Genomic DNA, 22237 nt, shown 5'->3' on the forward strand with positions numbered 1-22237 from the left:
CACTCTCTTCCAGTTTTCAGGCAGTCTGACCTTTTCCTGCTGCTCTTTTTTTCCTCATATCTCCGATAATGGGAAGAATGACCGAAAGGACAGTTATGATAATCAGGGCAATGGCCAGAGGAGAGCTCCAGAATATGCTGAGCGATCCATCTGAAATCTTGTAAGCCCTCCGGAAGGACTGTTCCATATTGTTGCCCACTATGATAGCCAGAATCATGGGAGTCGCCGGTATCTTGGCTTTGGACAGAAAATATCCCACAACACCGAAGATTATGAGCAGATAGAAGTCCATGACGCTATAGCTGATGGCATAGGTTCCCACGAAGGCCAGTCCCAGAACTATGGGGTAGAGAATTTTCGGTGGAACCGCCAGAACCCTCACAAGAAGTCCGGCCATGGGAATATTGACGAAGGCGAGAATGATGTTGCCGATGAACATACTGGCTATGAGTCCCCAGATGACAGTGGACTGCTGCTGGAAAAGCATGGGTCCCGGCTGGAGTCCGAGCATCAGCAGTGCGCCCATCATAACCGCAGTGGTTCCCGAACCGGGGATCCCCAGTGTCAGCATGGGAATCATGGCTCCGACCGATGCGGCGTTATTGGCGGCTTCCGGAGCAGCCACGCCTTCGATCGCCCCTTCGCCGAACTCTTCGGGATGTTTGGAAAGGCTCTTCTCATTGTTATAGGACATGAGAGCTGCCATTGTTCCGCCGGCACCGGGAAGGGCTCCGATAAAGAATCCCAGAGGTGAACTCCTCAGGATAGGCCATACACAGCGTTTCCACTCTTCCTTCGATATCCAGATACGGCCGAATTCCTTCTGAACCTTTTTCTTTCCTTCGGCGATATTCTGAAAGCTTTTGAAGACTTCGCCCAGAGCGTAAACGGCAATTATGATGACCAGGAAATCAATACCGCTCTGCAGTTCCAGTATGCCGAAAGTGAAGCGCTTGACTCCTGACTGGGCGTCGATGCCGATCGTGGCTACCATAAGACCCAGGGCCATGGAGAGAAAGCCCTTGACTCTGTCTCCCTTGGACATGGAGGCCGTGGCCGATAGGGCGAAGAGGAAAAGGAGGAAGTACTCGGCGGGGCCGAACTTCAGGGCGAAACGGGCTACCGGCATGGCGACGGCGACCATAACGAGCGTGGCGAAAATGCCGCCGATAAAGGAGGCTATGGCCGAGATGGCTAAAGCCGCTTCGGCTTTGCCTTTGAGCGTCATGGGGTATCCGTCGAATGTGGCGGCGACAGCGGCGCCGTCACCGGGCGTATTGATAAGTATTGAAGCTCTGGAACCGCCGTACATGGCGCCGTAATAAACCCCGCCCATGGTAATGAGAGCCGCTTCGGGTCCCATGGTAAATGTAAGGGGGAGAAGCACGGCCACGCCGGTCGCAGGCCCCAGACCGGGAAGCATTCCGATAATGGTTCCCAGAATGCCTCCGATAGTCACCCACATGATGTTCATGGGAGCGAAGGCGACGGAAAAACCGTTAAGCAGATACATTAATGAATCCATAAACAAAGCTCCTTAAATCCAGATTCCCGGCGTCATGGGCAGATAAACGCCCAGCAGCTTTGAGAAGAGGATGTAAATAAACAGACTGAAAACAACGGCTACGATGCTGTTGATCTTCCACTTTTTAGCACCGTTGAAGAGAAAAAGTTCACCTTCCAGAAAGAGGATTGTCGAAATGACATAGCCGAGTTTGTCAAAGAGAATGGCGTACAATATGGAAAACAGACATGTCAGTCCGATATTCTTCAGATTTGAATCAATAGTGAATTTTCCGGCGGGCTGTTCACTTTTTCTGCTTTTTTTTGTCTCCTGAACCAGCAGAATAGAGGAGAGTATGATCATAAGCATACCGAGCGCCATGGGAAAGATTTTCGGTTCCATGGGACGTCCGATAGAGGCTTCGGGCAGCAGAAATGTCATGACCGTATAAATAAGGCCGATGAGGAGAGCTAAAATTCCTGATAACAATGAAATATTCAATTTTGGGCTCCTGATATGAAAGGGAAAACCGCCGCCTCCGGGCAACAGGGGCAGCGGTTTTCCCGATAATCCTGTGGATTAGTTTTGCAGCATTCCGATTTCGTTGAGAATATCTCTGAAATTGTTGTCCGCCTGGACCAGGAACTCGCTGAATTCCGGTGCGTCCATATAGGCATCATCCCAGCCGTTGGTTTTTCTGGCCGCTTCCCATTCGGGAGTCAGTCTCAGTTTCCCAAGAGTCTCGCGCCAGTAATCAACTGCGTATTCTGGCATTTCGGGAGGTCCGAAGAGTCCTCTCCAGTTGACGAATGTCTCATTGATTCCCGCTTCCATGCAGGTCGGGATTTCCGCCACAACGCCTTCTCCCACTCTGTGGGGAGCTGTCTGGGCAAGAGCTCTCAGGTCTCCGCTCTGGATGAGTCCCTGAACTTCCGACAGTCCTGTCGAGAACAGATCGATATGGCCGCCCAGAACCTGGGCTGCTCCGGAATCGTCGAAGCTGACATAGTCGATCTCTTTCAGGTTTTTAACGCCTGCCGCTTTGGCCATGATGAGGAACTGGAGATGGTCCATTGAACCGGCTGAAGAGGTTCCTCCGATTTTAACGCTTTTGACATTGCTTTTCAGAGCATCCATTACATCATTGATGCTCTTGTAGGGCGAATCGGCCTTAACGACAAATACGGCGTAATCGGCGATAAGTCTGGCCAGGGGGGTTACGTTATTGTAATCCAGATCGGTTGTTCCGGCGAGTTTGGTCAGTATGAGCGGGGATGAATAAACAGTGATGGTTTTGTCATCGCCTTTCTTTTCCTGCAGGCTGGCCAGATGGACGGAACCGCCGGCGCCGGGGTTGTTTCTGACAGGCATGGGCACTCTGACGAGTCCTGTATCTTTGAGCACTTTGGCTGTCGTCCTTATGGTCAGGTCCCAGCCGCCGCCGGCGCCGCTCGGTGCGACGAAATCCAGATTCCCTTTGGGGTACTGAACAGTCTGGCCTGATTCTCCCTGCTGGCCATTAGCCATGAGCGCGAGGGGAGACAGAATCAAAAGTGCTGTAAAAAGCAGCAAAGTCTTTTTCATTGATTTCTCCTTGTTTTGGTTAACTGACTTATAGTAAACCCGCCCCGAAAAGCTGAAAGTAAGAGGGATGCTGATTATTTTGTAAGTGTTTGTCCTACAGAGCCAACGGGAAATAACCCTTTATTGCGAAAACATTTGCTAACCGCCCTGCAGATTGATATAGTATTGCCATGATTAACAGTCTCCGGTATTGTCTCATCCTTCCGGTTCTCTTTCTCTTTTCTGTTTCAACCGCTGCAGCCGAGAACTACCGCTTCTATAAACTCACTCTCGAAAACGGTCTGTCGAGTAATTCTGTCTACAGAATCGAACAGGATTCCACCGGATATATGTGGTTCGGAACCTTCAGCGGCCTGGGCCGCTATGATGGTCGGGAGGTGCGGACCTATAAACCCGAGCCGGGCGTTCCGGGAAGCATCAGCAGTCCCGTTATTTTTGATCTCCATGAGGATTCGAAAGGTCGGCTCTGGGTGGGGACGGACGGAGGGGGACTGAATCTCTACAACCGCGACAGCGATGATTTCACCCTGTTCAGCCATGATGCCGGGGACAGAACGAGCGTAAGCAGCAATAATGTCTATGCTATATGCGAGGATTCTTCAGGCCGGCTCTGGTTCGGTACGGGCGGCGCCGGGCTTAACCTCTTTAATGAAGAGGAAAGGAATTTCCGGATATTCCGTGCCTCCGATGGAGGACAGACCCTGGACAGCGATGTGATCCGCTCGCTTCTCTGTGATTCTGAGGGCCGTCTCTGGGTCGGGACGCAGGGCGGCGGACTCGCTTTTATGGAAGAAGAGGGGCGCTTCGTCAACTTCAGACATGACAAATCCGATTCGCTTTCCATCAGTTCCGATAATGTGCGAACCATTCTGGAGGATTCGGCGGGCCATCTTTGGATCGGTACTGAAGGGGGAGGTCTCAATCTCTTCAACCGCGGGGCGGGGACCTTCGGCGTTGTGGCAAATCCCGAATTGGAAGATCCGCTTCATTATTCTGTCCGTTCCATCCGGGAGGACCGCGACGGCCATCTGTGGATCGGTACGGAAGGGCAGGGGATATTCATTATAGACCGTGAGGGAAACATCCTTTCTTCCATAAGGCATGAGAAGGGAAATAGCGACAGTCTCAGTAAAGATAAGATCCGCCATATTTTCATAGACCGCAACGGACTGGTCTGGATCGGGACTCGGGACGGCGGCGTGAACCGCTTCAATCCCCGGACGATCGGTTTCACAAACCGGGAGATCGAAAATGTCCGGGCTCTTTATGAAGACTCGGAAAAGAGAATCTGGATCGGGTCCGACGGGGGAGGGCTATACAGCCTTTCGGAAAAGGGCGTAATAGAAAAGAACCGGGCTTTGCTTTCGAACGATCAGGTATACGCTCTGCTGGAAGACAGCGCGGGCAATCTCTGGGTCGGAACCGACGGCGGCGGGCTCAACAGAATTGACGGTGAGACCGGGGAAGTCGACACTTTTCTCTACGAACCGGACAACCCCGATTCCCTTGGGAGCAATACGGTCTGGTCTCTGCTGGAGGACAGCACCCGGACGCTGTGGATCGGAACGGAAGGAGGCGGCCTCAACGCCTGGAATACCAGGACGGGATCTTTTTCCCGCTACATCAGCATACCCGAGGAAAACAGCACATTAAACGGCAATTCCATCCGCTGCATCTATGAAGATAAAGACAGGGTCCTCTGGGTGGGAACATGGGACGGCGGGCTGAACCGGTATAACCGCGAATCGGGCACCTTCGTCCGCTATTCCCGCGATCCCCTGCGGGCTCTCAGCCTCAGCGACAGCAGCGTCAATACGATTTTTGAAGACTCGAAGAGGCGCCTCTGGATCGGGACGGCGGCAGGCGGGCTCAATCTGATGAACCGCGAAGATGAGACCTTCACTCATTACACAGGAAACGAAGGGCTTGCGGGCGACAATATTTTTTCCATACTCGAAGACGGTGACGGATATCTGTGGATCAGCACCGACAGAGGACTGACCCGTTTTAACCCCGACACGGGGGATACACTCAATTTCGGGGAGTCGGACGGTCTTCCCGGCAATGAATTTTCCATAAACGCCTCTGTTTTTCTCCACTCGGGCGAAATGGTATTCGGCGGGCCGAGAGGGATCAACCGCTTCTTTCCCCGGAAGGTGGAAGTTAACCGTTCCATTCCCCCTGTGGTCATTACCGATGTACAGGTTATGAATGAATCTCTCACGATCGGTTCGGAAAAGCCTCTCGTTCTTCCCCACGGCGACTCCATCCTGGCATTCCACTTTGCCGTTCTGGATTTTGCCGCTCCCGAGAGAAACCGCTATGCCGTACTAATGGAAGGCTTACAGAAGGAATGGACCAGTCTTGAAAACCAGAACAGCATGGTCTATAACAATCTCCCGCCGGGAGACTATATCTTTCGGGTTAAGGGAGCCGATAACAACGGGATCTGGAATGACGAAGGCGCTTCTCTTCCTGTTACTGTTCTGCCCCCCTGGTGGAAAACCCCTCTGTTTTTCATCATTCTTCTCGCCTCTGTTGCCCTGGCGGTCTATCTGATAGTCAGATCGAGGCTCAACCGGCTTGAAGAGAAAAACAGAGAACTGAGGGAATACTCCATTCACATTCAGGATGTCCGGGAGGAGGAGCGGACCTGGGTTGCGCGGGAAGTGCACGATCAGCTCGGCCAGACTCTTTCGGCTCTGAAGATGGAGATCTACCGCAACGGATCCGAACAGAGAGACTCCATGCTGGGCCTTGTCAATATGAGCCTGGAATCGGTAAAGGATCTCTCCACAAGGCTCAGACCGAAGGTTCTCGACAATCTCTGCACCGGCGAGGCTGTTTCATGGCTGGTCAGGGATTTCTCCTCCCATACGGGCATTACCATTAACAGGGATATCGAAGAGCGAATGGTCGTGGAGAACGAGGAGATCAAAACCGCCCTTTTCCGGATCTGCCAGGAAGTGCTGACCAATGTGATCCGCCATTCCGGTGCCGACAGCGTCAATGTCTATCTGGCTGTCCGGGGCGAATCGGCAATTTTGAAAATAGCCGACAACGGGTGCGGTATCGCTGAAGAGGCTCTGGAAAAGACGCGGTCCTTCGGCATCCGGGGCATCAAGGAAAGGTGCCGGTATCTCAACGGGCAGTGCCGCATATCCGTCAATGAGAAGGGCGGAACTACGGTCCGGGTTTCAATCCCCATGAAGCGCAAAGGAGAGAATTAAAGCCATGCTTAAGATTCTTATCGCTGACGACCACCCCCTGATCCGCAGGGGGCTGAGCCAGATACTCAGGGATAATCTGCCGGTCAGGATTCTCGATGAGGTGGATGACGGAGCCGCCGTGCTGTCCGCTCTGGAAAAGGAAAAGTACGATGTTCTGATCCTGGACATTTCCCTCCCGCACCGCGACGGGATGGATATCCTCATCGATGTGAAAAAGCGTTATGAGAAACTCCCTGTTCTGATACTGAGCATCCAGCCTGAAGAGCAGTACGCCTTAAGGGCGCTGAAGCTGGGCGCTTCGGGGTGCCTCAATAAAGCCGTGGCTCCGGAAAATCTGGTGGAAGCGGTTAAAACTGTTGCGGGGGGCAGCACCTATATCAACAGCACGGTCAGTCAGCTTATGCTGGAAAATCTCAATAGTGATGTGGGTGAGAATCCCCATGAAGCTCTATCGGAAAGAGAATTTCAGGTTTTGCTGATGATCGGCAGAGGGCTGTCGGTTTCCGAAATATCCGATCAGCTCAATCTCAGCGTCAAAACGGTGAGCACATACCGGACCAGGCTTCTGAAGAAGATGGGGCTGGCCAACAGCGCCCAGCTGACCAGCTATGTCTACAGAAAAGGACTTCTGGACGCCTATTAACTTTTTATCCCGCCGAAAACGCCTATGAGCCTGTCCATGGCTTCTTCGAGAAGTTTCCGGCTGCATCCTATATTAAGCCTGGCATAGGACGCATAGTCCTCGCCGAACCAGCGTCCAGGATCGAGGGCCAGGGAGGCTTTTTCCATAAGCAGTTTTTCCAGTTCTCTTCCTTTGAATCCGAACTCTGCAAAACTCAGCCAGAGTAGATAGGTCCCTTCAGGACGGAACAGTTTCACTTCGGGAAGCTCCTCTTTCAGTCTGCTTTCCACATAATCCAGATTATCTTCCAGATAGAGAAGCAACTCGTCAAACCAGGATTCTCCTTCGGTGAAAACAGTTTCAAGAGCCGTAGTGGTAAAAACGTTTACGCCATTCAGGTGAAACCTGGTGAGAAAACTGTTGAAACGGCTTTGAAGATCCCTGTCGTTGAAATGGGCTATTCCTATTGTGTTTCCCGAAAGGTTGAAAGTCTTTCCCGCCGAGAAAAGCTGAACCGTATTGCGCCGCAGCTTTTCCTCGAGCTGAGCCGTCGTCAGAAAGAACAGATGATCGAAGACAAACTCCATATGGATTTCGTCGCTGATGAGCAGAACGCCGTTTTCTTCGCAGATTGTGGCTGTTTCCACCAGCTCCGCTTCACTCCAGACCCTTCCCACGGGATTATGGGGACTGCTGATAATCATGATTTTCACATCGTCAAGGGCGGCGCACTCCCGCAGATTATCAAAATCCATACGGTAGAAGCCTTTCTCTTCGATAAGCTTGTTATATACAGGTTTGCGCTTTGAATTGATGATGGTCTCTTCAAAGGGATAATAGACAGGAGGCTGGATTATGACTCCGTCGCCTTCACGGCTTTCCAGCTCGAGAAGAATGGAAATGGCACTTAGAACGCTGGGGGCGAAAGTCAGGTTCTTCGGGTCAATTTCCCATTCGTGGCGGCGGTAGCACCACTCTATGATTTTTTCCTTGATGTGGTCGGGGCGGAACTCATAGCCGTAAAAACCGTGCTCCGCTCTTTCCTTCAGATTCGATATGAGCTTTTCCGGAGCCCGGAAGTCCATATCGGCTACCCAGAAGGGGAGAACATCCCCCTTCCCGAACATTTTATCTAAAAACTCCGCATTCCATTTTACTGAATGGCTGTTTTTCCTGTCGTGAAGCTCATCAAAATTACTCATGATGTTATTTTAAAGCACAACAGGAAAAATGCCAGAATCTCTTAATAAAAACTTTTATTTATTCCTCTGAGACCAGCTTTTTTTCGGCTGATGCTTTCAGGGGTTCGATGATTATTATCACATACATTATGGCGTAAAGGACTGTGATTAAGGCTACTGAAAAATTGGGTCCGAGTGCATCGGGATTCTCCAGATTGACAAGAATGCTTATTGTCCCCAGAAGAGTTCCTAAAAGTCCCGTCAGTACAATAAGTGTTTTCAAGCTGTTTAAATAGGCAATGCCCTTTTTCAATAACTGTCTATCTGCCGGGAGGGTGGACAGAATCCCGGAAACCATGCGGTTCTGCTCTTTGGGAGAATAGATCAGCGATACCAGAATATAGGGAACAGCGACAGTAATGACAAAGGATGCTATATCCACGATTAACAATATCGAGTTACCAGCCAATATCATCACCAATCCAATGAATAACAGCATGAATATAATGCCTATAATGAATTTTAGTTTAGTCATTTTCGACTCCTTGTTTTTCTTGAAAATATAATGATCCTTCAAAGATTATCCGCGGAAAATCTTCTTTAAAGGCTTCATATCTGCTCATGGAAATATTGCTTCTACGCAGTCTGTTATCATAAATGGCCGGTTGAGCTATAAGAATCAGGCTGCCAATTATACAGGCGGCCAGAAAGATATTTTCTCCGATTTTCTTTCGTTTGAACGGAGAAGATGCCGGCATTGCCAGCGGAGGAGTTTTCCTCGACGCCACTTCATCCTCAAAAAACGCTCTAAACTCTTTGTTCATATCATCCATCAGACAAAACTCCCCGATAATTCGCTTTTCATCTGCTTTCTTATCTCCGACATGCGGAATTTCACAGTCCCGAGGGGCTTACCCGTGATTCCGGCGATTTCCCTGTATTTCATCTCTTCGTAGAAATAGAGGAATACCAGTTCTCTATCTTCAGCCGAAAGCCGGGAGACCGCTTCGCCGATAAGGCGCTTCTCTTCGCTTTTGATTAACAGCGATTCAGGCGTTTCTCCCGCCCCTCCGTGATCGGCTGTCAGCTCTTCCGTGACAATTCTTTTCTTCCTCAGTCCGTCAATGCATCTCTTTCTTGCAAGACTGTAGATCCAGGTTGAAAAGGCATAGCGGCTGTTGTAGGTTTCGATCCGCTCAAAGGCTCCCAGGAGAATTTCTGAGACTCTGTCCTCGCACTCGGCTCCTTTTCCCAGCCAGGGGGAAAGATAGACCTGGAGCCTGGAATGATACCGGACCCAAACAGCGGAATAAAAATCCTGCCGGGCTGTTTCGCTCTTTTTATTCTGCCATTTTCTGTACAGGTCCTGAACTGAATCATCACTCATATACTTCTATTATTCGCAAAACGAGGAAAAAGGTTGGGAAAAACTTTAAAATTGATAATAATTAATCAATTGATGTCTCGGCGGAGGTCCCGAATGAGGAAAATCAGATTTTCACTCCTCTGGCAGATTTCGCTTCTCTATTTCGTACTTCTCGCTTTATCTCTGGGGGCGATCAGCTTTTTCAGTTTCACATCCTTCCGGAAGGAAACTCTCAACCAGATCGAAGAGAATCTGGGTAAAGACGCTCTAATCTGGAAAAATTATATCACATCCAATCTCGAACAGGTGGAGAACACCCTGACCAGAGAACGGGAATTGATCGAAGAACAGGTTTCGGCTATTTCTCTGGTAGCGGCGATGCTGATCGGGCAGGCGGCGGCTGCTGGAGGGGAAGACTTTCTTGAAGATGCCTATGACCGGATCAGCCGTATCAGGGTCGGGAAGACGGGCTATGTTTTCGTTCTCGACAGGGAAGGGAATTATGTCGTATCGAAAGGAAGGAGCCGCGATGGCGAGAGCCTTTGGGAGGCAAAGGATTCGTCGGGACGCCTATTCATACAGGAAATGGTCCGGGAAGGTATAGAGCTGAAGGAAGGTGAGATCTATCTGATAGAATATCCCTGGCTCAATGAAGGAGAGAGTGAAGCGCGAATGAAAGTGGCGGCGATTTCCTATTTAGCACCGCTCGACCTCATTATCGGTGCGGGTTCCTATTACAGCGATTTCCTCAGCTCCGATACCAGGTCGGATCTTCTTGAAAAAATCAAAAGCATGATAGCCGCTGAAGTCATCGGAGAAACAGGCTATATCTGGGTACTGAACAGCAAGGGAGAATATGTCGTTTCCAAAGACAGGGCATCCGATGGTGTTGATATCCACGATGCGAAGGACTCCGACGGCAATCTCTTTATTCAGGATATTCTCAACAGAACCCGCCCACTCGGCGAAGGCCGGTACTATATCCACTACTATGACTGGAAAAACCAGGGAGAGAGGGCGGCCCGTACAAAAATTGCAGGCTCGGTATACATCCCTGAGCTGGACTGGTATGTCGGAGCCAGCGCCTATCATGAAGAATTCCTTCGGGGCCTCAACAGAACCCGCTTCATTATCCTTTTTATGGCCGCCGGACTGATCGTTCTGGGCATAGTCCTCTTTATTTTCTTTATGCGGGGCATTATCTCCTCTCTCGGACATATGGCCAGGCAATCGGCTCTGATCGCCGGAGGCAACTTCAATGTCAGTACCATGAAGCGGAATGTCGATGATGAAATCGCCATGCTCCAGGAATCTTTCTCCCATATGATTTCCAGACTGAAAGCCAAAGCGGAAGCTATTGAAAAAGTCGCATCGGGAGATCTTTCGGCGGAGATAGATCTGGCATCGGATGAGGACCATCTGGGGCATTCTCTCCTGGAAATGAAAAGGTCTCTCAACGCTATGATCACCGATGTGGCGGTCATCGTCCGCGAGGTCTCTCAGGGATCCCAGCAGATCGCCGAAGCGAGCCAGAATCTTTCGGCGGGAGTTATCAATCAGGTTCAGTCTCTCGAAGATGTCACCATGTCCCTGGACAAAATAAATGAACAGACATCGGAAAACGGAGAGCAGGCACAGAAGGCCAATGAAATGGCAGAGCGGTCGGTTGTCGATGCCGAAGAGGGAAATGTCAAAATGAACAGGCTTCTTGACGCACTCCTCTCCATTTCCGAATCCTCCTCCCGGGTGTCAAAAGTTATCAAAGTGATAGATGACATCGCCTTTCAGATCAATCTTCTGGCGCTCAACGCCAATGTGGAGGCAGCGCGGGCGGGAAAATACGGTAAGGGGTTTTCCGTAGTGGCCGATGAGGTGAGGAATCTCGCAGTGAAAAGCGCCGGGGCGGCAAAGGAAACATCGGATATAATCGAGCAGACCTTGAAAGAGATCAAAAAAGGCAACGAGCTGGCCCGGGTCACCTCCGAGCAGTTCAATCAGATCGTCGATCAGGTCCGGACCGTTTCGGAAGTCCTTAAGGAAATATCCCTGGTCAGCCTGCATCAGACCGAAGGTATCAGCGCAGTCAATGTAAAAGTCCATGAAATCGACAAGCTGACCCATGACAGTTCCTCTTTCACAGAAGAAACGGCAGCGGCAGCGGAGGAGCTGGCGCAAATGGCCGAAAGGCTCCGCTATATGGTCAGCCGGTTCAAGCTCGATGAAAAGGGAGCAGCCCGGGAACTCCTTCAGGAGTGAGCGATGCGATCCATTATTTCAGAGATCCGGGCTTCGGCGCCGAGAAATCGGACATACTCTTCCAGGGCCTTTTCAATTGAAGACATCATCCTGCTGTCTTTCCTGACTCCCGGCTCCCACCACCAGTTTTTTACTTCAAGAGTATTGTCTTTCTTTGTTCTTACCGGTTCTATCCTTCCGATGAATTTGTCTCCATAGAGAACCGGAAGAACATAATAGCCATATTCCCTCTGATCCTGAGGTTTATACACTTCCCATCTGTAGGTAAAGCCGAAAAGCTGTTCAATCAGGAAACGGTCCCACATAAAATTGTCCAGCGGCGCAAGAAAACGGACATTCCGGGATAGACGGCGGTCTCCCTTGATTATCTTCTCAAGATTTTCCTCTTCAGAAGAGGGGATATAAAAGTTCCAGGCCATGCCCTCCACTTCGACAGGGAGAACATCTCCTTTATTCGCCAGTCTTGCAAAAGCCGCGTCTCTTTCTTTTTTCTTTATCGTCCCCAGCCAACCGTCTCCGCTCCTGTCATAATAAAGGCCGATGGCTTTAAGCCGGCGCAGAACTCTCCAGTCATGATAATCCTCTTCCCGGGGATGGGGATCGGGAGAGTCAATATATTCCGGTGGTATGATATTTTCCGCCAGATCATAGACCCTTCGCGTATTAACGCGGTTATCTATGGCCAGCTGGCCCGAGAAGAAAAGCGTTTCCAGAGCCGCCCTGGATAGCTTCGCCGGCGCCCAGGACCAGTCGATCTTGCCGTGAATATCCAGTTCAAGAGAGGAAACAGGTCCGCTCTGTTTTATCTCATCTTTTATCCTTCCGGAGATTTTTCGGATTTCCCGGCACGCTTCGCTGTTGAAGAAAGCCAGATCTTTGTCTCTTCTCCGTTTGAAGGCGGGGTAATCGCTCATGTTGTAGATGCACATGACCTTATCCCACCCTTCGGTCAGTTTTCTTTTTTTATAGAGGAGCCTGTACAGATCATCGGCTTTGAAATTTCTGATTCTGGCCTGAAGGACGAGTTCGGCGTTGCGCCCGCAGATATCCAGCGGGTCGAACTGAATGGAGCCGACTTTTCTCATGTAGTTTAATACAGCCTGCTCTCTTCCTGATTTATCATAGCGGTCCAGTCCCTGGTAGGTTATGAGAAATCGGCCTGCGGCTTTTCTGGTGATGCTGATCGGGGTCATGAAACTGATTATATAGCTTTACTTTCAAAGGGGAAATGATTATATATTAGTATAGTAATTGTTATATATATAGAACGGATGCAAATATTCTGAGGAGATTCAAATGTCTGAAAATGTTGTGGTTCTCGGCGCAAGTCCCAAACCTGAACGATATTCCAACAAAGCTGTCACGATGCTTATGGAAAACGGATACAATGTCATACCCGTACACCCGGCCGTAAAGGAAGTAAACGGTATCTCCGTTACAGCGGACCTCTCGGAGATAGAAGATGAGATTCATACGGTAACGCTTTATGTCAACGGTATGATGGTAGAGAAGATGGCGGACAAGATTCTCGCCGTCAATCCCAAAAGGGTCATTTTCAACCCCGGGACCGAGTCGGAAGCAGCCAAACAGATCTTTCTGGACAAAGGTATACAGGTTCAGGAAGCCTGTACGCTGGTACTTTTAAGAACAAAGCAGTTCTGAATCCGGTCAGGACCGGAGTGACGCCACCAGGTAATCGACAAACCGGTTCAGTTCCTCATCCATCGATATGTTCTGCTCTTTTTCCATCAGCTCTTTTCGCAGGCTGAGTTTCTCCACATAGCTGTTGAGCACGTTGAGAAACATATGGGCCGACTGTTCCGGATCGGGAGCTGATACCTGACCGGGAAAACGGATTGAGCCATCGGAGAACCCCTTCCGGAACATTTCCGTAAAAATCTCCAGAACACGGCTGTTCGCCCGGAAAAAATCAGTCAGATAGGGTGAATCGGGATATTCCTTATCAAACATGACATTGAACTGGCCGTCCAGAACGTGGTAATTGTGGTATTCCCTGTAGGAGTGCTTGTACACTCCCAGAAGCCTTTCCGCTTTTACGATTCCCGAAGCCGAAGGATCGTCTGCTTTTTCAAGCAGCTCACCGAAACTACGGCTGATTCTGGTCATGATGATAAGGATAATCTCGCTTTTGTTCTTGAAGTAGAGATAGATGGCGCCATTGGTCAGCTCGCAGGCCCGGGCGATATCTCCGATCGTCGTACGGGCGAATCCCTTTTCCAGGAACAGCTTCTCCGATGCTTCGAGAATATCTTTTTCCCGCATCTCCTTCAGCTGTACCTTTTCCCTTTCGATTCTTTCTTTGCTGGCCAATGGTCTCTCCCTCTCTCAGATCAGGCCGGTTCGCCTTCCGGTTCGCTTTCCAGCAGATCCAGTGTTGATTTCTCATCATATTTCAAAAAGAGAAACAATCCTAGAATCAGAAAAGCCATGGCCGCGTATGTCGTGGCTCTTATGCCCAAAATCGTGGGCGCCCCGTCCATTGTTCCGCCCATATGGCTTAATAGAGGAAAGATGAGCAGAGTGACGGAAGCGCCCATTTTGCTCATGAAAGTTCTTGCGCCGAAATACACGGCCGCTTTGAAATTTCCTGTTCTCCGACCGTCCGCTTCAGCTATGTCGGCTACAATGGCGTTTGGCAGAATACCGAAGATGGCCATGGGCAGAGCCGCGAAGATCACGGCGATAAAAGCCTGCGCGGTTGTGGATAGAGGCAGAAGTCCCCAGAAGGAGAGGAAGAGCCAGCTGAAGATAAAGAGATAAAACCCAATAATCAGTAGATTTTTCTTTCCGATTCTTTTGGCAACCAGGCTGACAGGAACATAGAATAGGAAACTCATAAGAAAGAGGACGGACATAAGAGTCGAAGCCATTTCCTTAGGCAGCTCCAGAAGCTGAATGATGTAGAAGCTTATTCCCGTCTGGATGAAGGTGAGAGCCAGGAAGTAAGTGAGGTCCGAGAGGGTGAAGAAAAGGAAATCCCGGTTTTTAAAGGCGCTGATTACAGCTTTGAAAGATCCCTCTTTTGAGCTTCTCTTCTCGCAGTATCTGTTTTCATCAATGAAGAGGACCGGAAGGTACATCAGAACGGTAGATATTATGGCGAAGATTATAAGGACTGTCTGAAAAGCTTTTACCGGCTGCATTCCCGATCCTTCAAGCATTCCCTGTATAGCGTATGTTCCGTTCCCTATCATAAAGCCGATGGCCCAGGTTACGGAAATCATGGTGCTGAGCTGCAGTCTTTCGTTAGGTGTATGCCCCAGTTCACTCAAAAGAGCGAAGAAAGGTGTGACATACATTGTCATAAAAAGGTAGAAGAGAAAGGTAAAGACAAACAACCATGCCGTATTTATTGTAGCCGATGCGGATGGGGGAAGAAAAATCAATATGGATATCAGGGCAAAGGGGAAAGCGCCCAGAGCCATATAAATCCGTCTTCTGCCGAATTTTGAACCGCTTCTGTCCGACAGCCCGGCAATGAGAGGGTCGGTGATGCCGTCGAATACGCGGCTGAGCGAAGCGATAATCCCCAGCACGGCTGCCGATCCGATATAGAGGGGAAACATGCGCGTACCGTCGCCCTGGCTGTTGGAATCGTAAAAGTAATAGAGAAGATTCATGACGCCGAAGGATCCGAGAGACCAGCCCAGCTGTCCCAGAGCATAGATTATCTTTTTTCCCATAGGGAGGGTTTCCACTTGTTTATTCATTATGTGTTTCTCCTTTTATCCATTTTATGACTTCCCTTTTCACATATTCCTTTTCCGGACCGGATACCAGGACATGGGGACTGTTTGTCAATTGGATTGTCCTGTTTTCTCTTCCCTTCAGGCCCTTTGCTATGATGGATGCCGCCTTAAGAGGGACCGTATCATCCGTTTCGGAAACCATGATCAGCGCCGGGGCCTGGACTTTGTTCAATCTTTTCCCCGCCATTATCTGAAGTTTTCTCAAGCTTGCAATCTGGTTGATGTAATTGGTAGACCAGTATTCCACGCCGAGACGGCGGACATCTTCGCTGTCACCTTCTTCCGGCTTCCAGTCCTTTGATGTTTTCTTCAGGAAAAAACGGAGGAATGGGGTCAGGTAAAAAATATTGTCTTTGATAGCCATGGCCGGAGCGAGAAGGGCGATCCGGTCGGGAGAAAAGCGCGATGAGAGTAAGAGAGTCAGGACGCCGCCCATAGATAATCCGACGATGGATACTTTCCCGTATTTCGCGTCCAGGGCTTCATATTCGGCTTCCACGTGGTTCAGCCAGTCACGCCAGTTTGTTTTTCTGAACGCCTCTACGTTTCTTCCATGACCCGGCAGGAGGGGGAGAGACACGGTGTAACCTTCGCTGTTCAGCTCTTCGGCCAGTTCGTAAAATTCTCCGGGGTAACCGGTAAAACCGTGGATTATCAGAACGGCATGATTCCGTGACCCTGTCAGAAAGCGAGGCTCCGCCGCTTTATTTATTTCATTTTCTTGTACAGCAACCATAAATCCTCTATTGTGTGAATTCTGTTTATTCTACTAAACGACGTTTAGTAATATAGAAAAGGATTACACGGTTTTATTCTGCTGTCAAATTTTTATTCCATAAACCATTGATCGAGCCAGCGGTAGGCCTTATTGATCCGCTTCCAGATGACCTCATCTGTTTCTTCCGATACTTCGTCGGCCAGAAGTTCGAGCGAGGCGAGGCTTTCATTGAGCGCGGCATTGAGCTGCCGGCCGCTTTTGAACCAGTAGGTGCCCTGCCCGTCTGTCATGAGAGTGAGAAATCCGAGAGTTTTCTTCTTTCTCTTTCCCCCGTCCACAGCTTTGAGTATATCGGTAATCTGATTGGAGAGTTCCTCCAGGTGCTGATTATTGTCAATCCGGTAGTTTTTTCTTGGAAAACTATTGATGATATCTTTTGCGGGATTAATCATCTTCGCGGCTTTGAGAATCGTACTGATCCGTGTCACGGTCATCAATTCCGTGCCTTTATAAAAGAGACGGCCTTTGAGCTGTCCGTAATCTGGCAATTGATCGGGCGGATAAGGCTTCAGGGCTTTGTGGAGCTTTTCCCAGTCCATCATGGCCACTTTTTTGTTTTTGCTTTTATCGGGAACGAGTTTGAATACTGTCGAACCGATATTGATTTCCCAGGTTGTATCCCTTTTACCCTTGCTCAATTCTTTTCTGGCTTTGCTTCCGCCTCTTTCCTGAATCACCATATTGTCGGCCAGGTCCGGGCTGATTTTGTAAATCCAGTTTTTTTCCAGAGGAGAAACGGAGCGGGCATAGGTTCGCGAAGTTTTGACAATCTCTCCGGCAACGATGTAGCGGGGATTTTCCCTGAACATGACCGAGCCGGGATGGATAATTATTTTTTCCGCCGTAAGGCTTTTATAAACGCCTCTTCCCGAACGGACGCAAACGAATTGAATAAGCCCTTTGGCACAGGTCGTGAGAAAATCCTCAACGGAACCGCCGTCGGTGATAGGTACGCCCATGTCGCTGACAATTTCTTCCAGCTGATTCTCAATGTTGATAAGATCGTTCATCGTCCGGAAATCGAGATAATTCCGTTCGCAGAATTTTTCCCCGCGATCGCTTTCCTGATACTTTTCAAAAAGATTGAGATAGGATGTGAAATCTCCGCCCTCGCGGCGGAAACGATGATGGGCTTTCCTCGCTTCCAGCTCCTCTCCCTGAGGCAGGAGAAAAGGGGAGTTCGTCGAGAGGAATGTCGCGGCGATGATCACTTCCCGGAGGACCGTCGGCCTTACCATTATGGCTTCGACGATCATTCTGGCATGACGGGGCATAAGGGGAAATTTCACCATCATCTCACCGATGGTGGAGAGGCTGTTATCATCATTCAGCGCATCAAGAAGATTCAGCGTTTCCACGGCGCCGATAATCCCCTTGCGCCCCGGCGGATTGATAAAGTCGAAGGAGTAGAAATCGCGGATTCCGATTTCCGCCATTCTCAAGACGACTTCCGCCAGGTCGGTCCGGTAAATTTCCTCCCGGGTGTAAAGAGGACGCTGTTTGAAACTATCCTTATCGTAGAGCCGGAAGCACATTCCCGGCTGAGTCCGTCCCGCTCTTCCACGGCGCTGATTGGCGGAAGCCTGGGATATCTGGGTCTCGACCAGAGATGAAGTGAAGGTCGAGGGATTGTAAAAATTCTGCTTGGACAATCCCGAATCAATCACGACCGTGATTCCGTCGATCGTGACGCTTGTTTCGGCGATATTGGTAGAAACGACTACTTTCGTTTTTCCCAGTGGAGCTTTGAGGAAAACTTTTTCCTGCTCCTCCTTGCCGAGGCGGCCGTAAAGCTGCTGTATATGTAACTTCCGTTTTACTGCCGAAGACATGAGCGCGGCGGTTGTGTCCTTGATCATCTTCTCACCCTGGAGAAAGATAAGAACATCCCCTTTTTCCTGAACGTTTCTCTCTACTATGGAAACGATTTTCCCGATCATCTCCTCCGGATCATCAGAGGCCGGCGGATCGTAGAGAACCGTAACGGGGTAGGGGTGGGTTTCTATTCTCACTATGGGGCAGCCGTCGAAGTACTCGGAGAACACCGAGGTGTTCAGAGTGGCTGAAGATATGATGACTTTGAATTCGGGGCGGTTGGCGATGACATTTTTCAACAATCCCAGAATAAAGTCGATGTTGAGACTTCTTTCGTGGGCTTCGTCAACCATCATGACCGAATACTTTCTGAGCATGGGATCGGTCTTCATTTCCTGAAGAAGAATCCCGTCGGTCATGATTTTCAGTTTTGTTTCGAAGATCGTTTCATCTTCAAACCGCATTTTGTAGCCTACGATTCCCGGCACTTTCGTTCCGAGCTGGTCGGCTATGTACTCGCTGACCGATACGGCGGCAATACGTCTCGGCTGTGTGACGCCGACGACCCCGTAATTTGTATATCCCGCTTCGTGGAGAATAAGCGGTAGTTGCGTTGTTTTTCCGGAACCAGTCGGGCTTTCGACGACTATAACCTGATTCTGATCCAGCGCTTCGAGTATTTTATCTTTCTGCTTATAGACAGGTAAATCTTTTGGTTTCATAATTCAATTCTAACAGTTCGGACCGGATTAAGCAAAAGCCTTTGCTTGTTGTCAAAAAACCTCTCCGATGGTACGATCTGTACAATTGAAAATGGGAGAGGTGATAAATGGATCGGGCTTTTGTAACCGGAGCAACGGGATTTGTGGGCAGCACTCTGGTCGATGATCTGCTGAGGAAAGGGATTAAAGTCAAATGTGCTGTCAGAAAGACATCCAGTCTGCGCTGGCTCGAAGGGAAGGATGTGGAAACCGATTTGGTCGACCTTATGGATCCCGACGATATAGCCCGTTCCATGGAAGACTGCCGATATGTATTTCATCTGGCGGGGACGCTCTTCGCCGGATCGGAAAAGGAGTATATCGAGGGGAATATCCGTTCCACCGCCCATATGGTTGAAGCGGCTTTACGTCACCGAAAGTCTATAAAGCGCTTCGTCTATGTATCAACCATTATCGCAGCCGGTGCCTCTTCGACGGGGAAACCCATGACAGAGAGCGATGACTGCACCCCTTTCTCCTGGTACGGAAAAAGCAAATTCGAAGCGGAAAAATATATTCTGGGTTTTAAGGATAAGCTCCCCGTTACGATTATCCGCCCCGGAGCGGTTTACGGGCCGAGGGATTACGCCATGTTTGCCAGTTTCAAGTTGAGCCGCACGGGGATTAATATCATTCTGGGAGAGCGGAATAAAGTGGGAAGCGTCATACATGTACAGGATCTTGCCGTGGGAATCTCAGCTGCCGCCCTGTCCGGGAAAGCCGCCGGGGAAGTGTATTTCATGGCTCACCAAAAACCCATGAGGCAGGAGGAGTTCGGCGAAACCGTTATCCGGGCTATGGGAAAGAGGCCTTTTGACGTTGTCATTCCCTATTTCCTATTGAAAATAGCCTCTTCATTAAGTGAAATGTATTCAAGGATAAGCGGCAGCAAACCGATTCTCAATCATCAGAAGCTTCTTGAGCTGAAAGAGCCTTTTATCGTCTGTTCCAGCGAAAAGGCAAAGAGGGATTTCGGTTTTGAAGCTTCGATCCCTCTTGACGAAGGTATCAGATCCACTCTTCAGTGGTACCGTGAGAACAATTGGCTTTGATCAGTTTTTAATAACCTTCAGACTGACAAGCAGCGAAAGAATCGACGGAAGAATAATCAGCGTGCCGATCATGGCGCAGGTCAGTGTAAAGGAAACCAGAACTCCGAAATAGAGAATGCCCTTGAATGATGCCAGAGCCAGCACCATCAGTCCTCCTACAATGGAAATTGTGGTCAGAGCTATGGGCCGACCCGAAATTTTTCCGCACCGCACAAGCACTTCGTCGATTGTGCCGCCGAGCCGCAGCTGTTTTCTGAACTGAAGGAGGTAGTGGATCGCGTCGTCCACTCCCACTCCGATGGCGACACTGGTCACCATCATGGTGGTGACATCGAGGGGAATTCCCGTAAAAACCATAAATGTGAAATTGAGCATGATCCCTGATAAAAGGGGAATGAGAGTCAGAACACCATATAGGAGGGAACGGAAGAAGAAGGCCGCAATTAATAGGACCATAATGATGGAAATTACAGTGGACTTCATCTGATCCGTCGATACGGTTTCAGCCAGCTGAAGGTACTCCAGATCCGATCCCCAGAGGTCGAAAGTCATATCGCTGCCCAGCGCTTCCACCGCTTCTCTGTTTATGGAATTGACAAGAGACCTCAAGCCGCTTTCTGAAAGAAATCTTTGGTTTTCGTGGTTGAAAATCATAATGGTCAGATTGATCCGTGTGAAATCATTATTGACCATATTGCTGCTGATGCCGGTTTCCGTGGCCTGGTTTAGCACCTTGAAGTATTTGGACAGGAGAAGAATCAGTCCCCGTTTTTCTGGAATGGCATAGGAATCGCTCATCATCCGGTTTAAATCTTTAATTACGCTGGGAAAGGACGAGATATTCATAATATTATCGTATCCTTTCAGTGTTTCCTCCAGATTGGAAACTTTTTTCAGGTTTTCGTAATCTAGAAAATAATTGGGTTGGTCCTCCGGAGCCTGAATGGTCAGGTTCAGTCTCTGCCCCCCCTCGAAATTCTCCATCATGAACTTCAGCCCTACTACGATCGGATCCTCCTGAGGGTAATAGCTCACATAATCGGACTGATGGGTAACCCGGGGGTATGTATAGAAAAACAGGAGAATAATAATGACGAAAATAGCGATAAACACAATTCTGAAGCGGCTGACGAAAAGGCTCACCATGCTCATGGCGCGGGTGAAACGGCCGTTCTGAACCCTGTTTTTCTGGTGGTGCTCCGGACTTTTGAACCGGGAGAGGGCGGCCGGCAGAAAGGTGAGAGACAGAAAAGCGCTTATTGCAATGCCGACGCTTGTTGAAATAGCGAACTCCCGCGAAGCTCCTATGGAGGTGAAGAGCAGACTGAGGAAGCCGACAATGGTTGTTAAGGATGCCATCAATACCGTTTTATTGACGTGAAGCGAGGCTTCGATGATCCACTGGTTGTCCCGGTGCTCCAGTTCTGCATCGTGATAATACTGATTGAGGATGTGTATCGTATAGGAGGTGCCTATTGTCAGGACAAGGGTGGGAATGACCACGCTGATGACCGTGAGCTCGTACCCCAGTATTCCCATTATTCCGAGCGACCAGATTGTCCCCATAATGACAATGGCCATGGGGAGAAATATGGCCCGTTTCGAACGGAAACCCAGGAAAAAGAAGGCGAGGATGACAATGATCGAAAATGTTAGAAGGATAACCAGATCTTTGGACAGGTATTTGCTCGTGTTCTCCATAAAGAAGAGATTTCCGGTCGTATATGTCGTGAAATAGGGATCGAGCTGTTTCGTGATTATATAATACTCGGTGGTAACAGTTTTCGTATCTACGATTAAGGGATGGTAAAAAAACGTGTTGAGGATTTTTCCGCCGCCGCTGAAAAAAATCTTTTTGGAAAAAATGTCATCATCGAGATGAGAGAGGAACAGCTGGAACTCCTCTTCGGTTTCCGGAGCCCTCTGTTTGGGGACGAGGGGCTTGGGGGCCAGCCTTCCGCCTTCCTTTAAAAAAGTTGTTGCCGTAAATATATTGTCGCTGTAACCGCCGACCAGATCGACAATCTCACCGATGACTTTCTCATAGGTCTGGAGCGCTTCCATGGATATGCCGTCTTTAAATTCAAGCGCCATATAAAAGGCGTTTTTCTCTTTTTCTTCGGGGTCGTATTTCTTCAGAAGATCACTGGCCGGATTGGTATCGGGCATCAGAGCGCTCACTTCGGAATTCATCTGAATCTTCGAAGCGGCGAAAACCATTATGAGAGTGAGCAGTACGCTGACTGTAATAACCAGCAGGGAATGTCGTAGTGAGAATTCGAGTACCTTTCTCATCGAATGAAAACTCCTGAAGAAAT

General features: G+C 49.4%; 18 protein-coding genes. 5 read left to right on the top strand and 13 right to left on the bottom strand.

The annotated features are described in order from the left end of the window. Positions 1–16 precede the first annotated feature (16 nt). The 3 genes from HNR50_RS09265 to HNR50_RS09275 form a co-directional block, all read right to left on the bottom strand. Entirely contained in the window at positions 17–1525 is a 1509-nt protein-coding gene (locus HNR50_RS09265; RefSeq protein WP_184746128.1) for a tripartite tricarboxylate transporter permease, read from the bottom strand. Between the two features lie 12 nt (positions 1526–1537). Beyond that, positions 1538–2005, bottom strand: a complete 468-nt coding sequence (locus tag HNR50_RS09270) for a tripartite tricarboxylate transporter TctB family protein (protein ID WP_184746130.1) — start codon at positions 2003–2005, stop codon at positions 1538–1540. 78 nt (positions 2006–2083) lie between these two features. Beyond that, positions 2084–3088, bottom strand: coding sequence for a Bug family tripartite tricarboxylate transporter substrate binding protein (locus HNR50_RS09275; RefSeq protein WP_184746131.1), 1005 nt, complete (start codon positions 3086–3088; stop codon positions 2084–2086). 170 nt (positions 3089–3258) lie between these two features. On the opposite strand from HNR50_RS09275, the gene HNR50_RS09280 reads away from it, so the two are divergent. Continuing rightward, positions 3259–6318: a ligand-binding sensor domain-containing protein gene (locus tag HNR50_RS09280; RefSeq protein ID WP_184746133.1), complete on the top strand. Its 3060-nt coding sequence runs from the start codon at positions 3259–3261 to the stop codon at positions 6316–6318. A 4-nt stretch (positions 6319–6322) separates the two neighbouring features. Beyond that, positions 6323–6961, top strand: coding sequence for a response regulator (locus HNR50_RS09285; protein WP_184746135.1), 639 nt, complete (start codon positions 6323–6325; stop codon positions 6959–6961). Here the strand turns inward: HNR50_RS09285 and HNR50_RS09290 are convergent. The 4 genes from HNR50_RS09290 to HNR50_RS09305 are packed head-to-tail and all read right to left on the bottom strand — an operon-like array spanning position 6958 to position 9508. Then, positions 6958–8142: a MalY/PatB family protein gene (locus HNR50_RS09290; RefSeq protein WP_184746137.1), complete on the bottom strand. Its 1185-nt coding sequence runs from the start codon at positions 8140–8142 to the stop codon at positions 6958–6960. The two genes, HNR50_RS09285 and HNR50_RS09290, sit on opposite strands and share 4 nt — an antisense overlap. Positions 8143–8200: 58 nt before the next feature. Then, entirely contained in the window at positions 8201–8656 is a 456-nt protein-coding gene (locus tag HNR50_RS09295) for a MotA/TolQ/ExbB proton channel family protein (RefSeq protein ID WP_184746139.1), read from the bottom strand. Further along, the gene (locus tag HNR50_RS09300) at positions 8649–8954 is read right to left on the bottom strand and encodes a hypothetical protein (protein ID WP_184746141.1); all 306 of its coding nucleotides are present in this window, start codon (positions 8952–8954) and stop codon (positions 8649–8651) included. Before HNR50_RS09300 ends, HNR50_RS09295 begins: the two co-directional genes overlap by 8 nt. Then, positions 8954–9508 carry an RNA polymerase sigma factor gene (locus HNR50_RS09305; protein ID WP_184746143.1) on the bottom strand — a complete coding sequence of 185 codons (555 nt, stop codon included), beginning with the start codon at positions 9506–9508 and terminating at the stop codon, positions 8954–8956. The genes HNR50_RS09300 and HNR50_RS09305 overlap by 1 nt, the downstream gene beginning before the upstream one ends. Positions 9509–9601: 93 nt before the next feature. On the opposite strand from HNR50_RS09305, the gene HNR50_RS09310 reads away from it, so the two are divergent. Beyond that, the gene (locus HNR50_RS09310; RefSeq protein ID WP_184746145.1) at positions 9602–11743 is read left to right on the top strand and encodes a methyl-accepting chemotaxis protein; all 2142 of its coding nucleotides are present in this window, start codon (positions 9602–9604) and stop codon (positions 11741–11743) included. Here the strand turns inward: HNR50_RS09310 and HNR50_RS09315 are convergent. Next, entirely contained in the window at positions 11734–12936 is a 1203-nt protein-coding gene (locus HNR50_RS09315; protein ID WP_184746147.1) for a winged helix-turn-helix domain-containing protein, read from the bottom strand. The genes HNR50_RS09310 and HNR50_RS09315 overlap by 10 nt on opposite strands. Positions 12937–13039: 103 nt before the next feature. On the opposite strand from HNR50_RS09315, the gene HNR50_RS09320 reads away from it, so the two are divergent. Beyond that, a complete protein-coding gene (locus HNR50_RS09320) occupies positions 13040–13405 on the top strand; it encodes a CoA-binding protein (RefSeq protein WP_184746149.1) in 366 nt (121 codons plus the stop codon). A 6-nt stretch (positions 13406–13411) separates the two neighbouring features. Here the strand turns inward: HNR50_RS09320 and HNR50_RS09325 are convergent, their stop codons facing one another. The 4 genes from HNR50_RS09325 to HNR50_RS09340 form a co-directional block, all read right to left on the bottom strand. Next, on the bottom strand, positions 13412–14074 hold the full coding sequence (locus HNR50_RS09325; protein ID WP_184746151.1) for a TetR/AcrR family transcriptional regulator: 663 nt from the start codon (positions 14072–14074) through the stop codon (positions 13412–13414). Positions 14075–14094: 20 nt separating this feature from the next. After that, complete coding sequence (locus HNR50_RS09330) at positions 14095–15474, bottom strand: MFS transporter (protein ID WP_184746153.1); 1380 nt, start codon at positions 15472–15474, stop codon at positions 14095–14097. Next, positions 15467–16249 (bottom strand): alpha/beta hydrolase, encoded by a 783-nt coding sequence (locus HNR50_RS09335; protein ID WP_184746155.1) that lies wholly within the window; start codon positions 16247–16249, stop codon positions 15467–15469. Before HNR50_RS09335 ends, HNR50_RS09330 begins: the two co-directional genes overlap by 8 nt. Positions 16250–16341: 92 nt before the next feature. Further along, positions 16342–18828, bottom strand: coding sequence for a helicase-related protein (locus HNR50_RS09340; protein ID WP_184746158.1), 2487 nt, complete (start codon positions 18826–18828; stop codon positions 16342–16344). Between the two features lie 107 nt (positions 18829–18935). Here HNR50_RS09340 and HNR50_RS09345 point away from each other — a divergent pair, with 107 nt between their 5' ends. Next, the gene (locus tag HNR50_RS09345; protein WP_184746160.1) at positions 18936–19919 is read left to right on the top strand and encodes an NAD-dependent epimerase/dehydratase family protein; all 984 of its coding nucleotides are present in this window, start codon (positions 18936–18938) and stop codon (positions 19917–19919) included. On the opposite strand, the gene HNR50_RS09350 is transcribed toward HNR50_RS09345, so the two are convergent. Further along, a complete protein-coding gene (locus tag HNR50_RS09350; RefSeq protein WP_184746162.1) occupies positions 19920–22214 on the bottom strand; it encodes an efflux RND transporter permease subunit in 2295 nt (764 codons plus the stop codon). Between the last annotated feature and the right edge of the window lie 23 nt (positions 22215–22237).

It is taken from the genome of Spirochaeta isovalerica, from assembly GCF_014207565.1.
Lineage (GTDB): Bacteria > Spirochaetota > Spirochaetia > DSM-2461 > DSM-2461 > Spirochaeta_F > Spirochaeta_F isovalerica.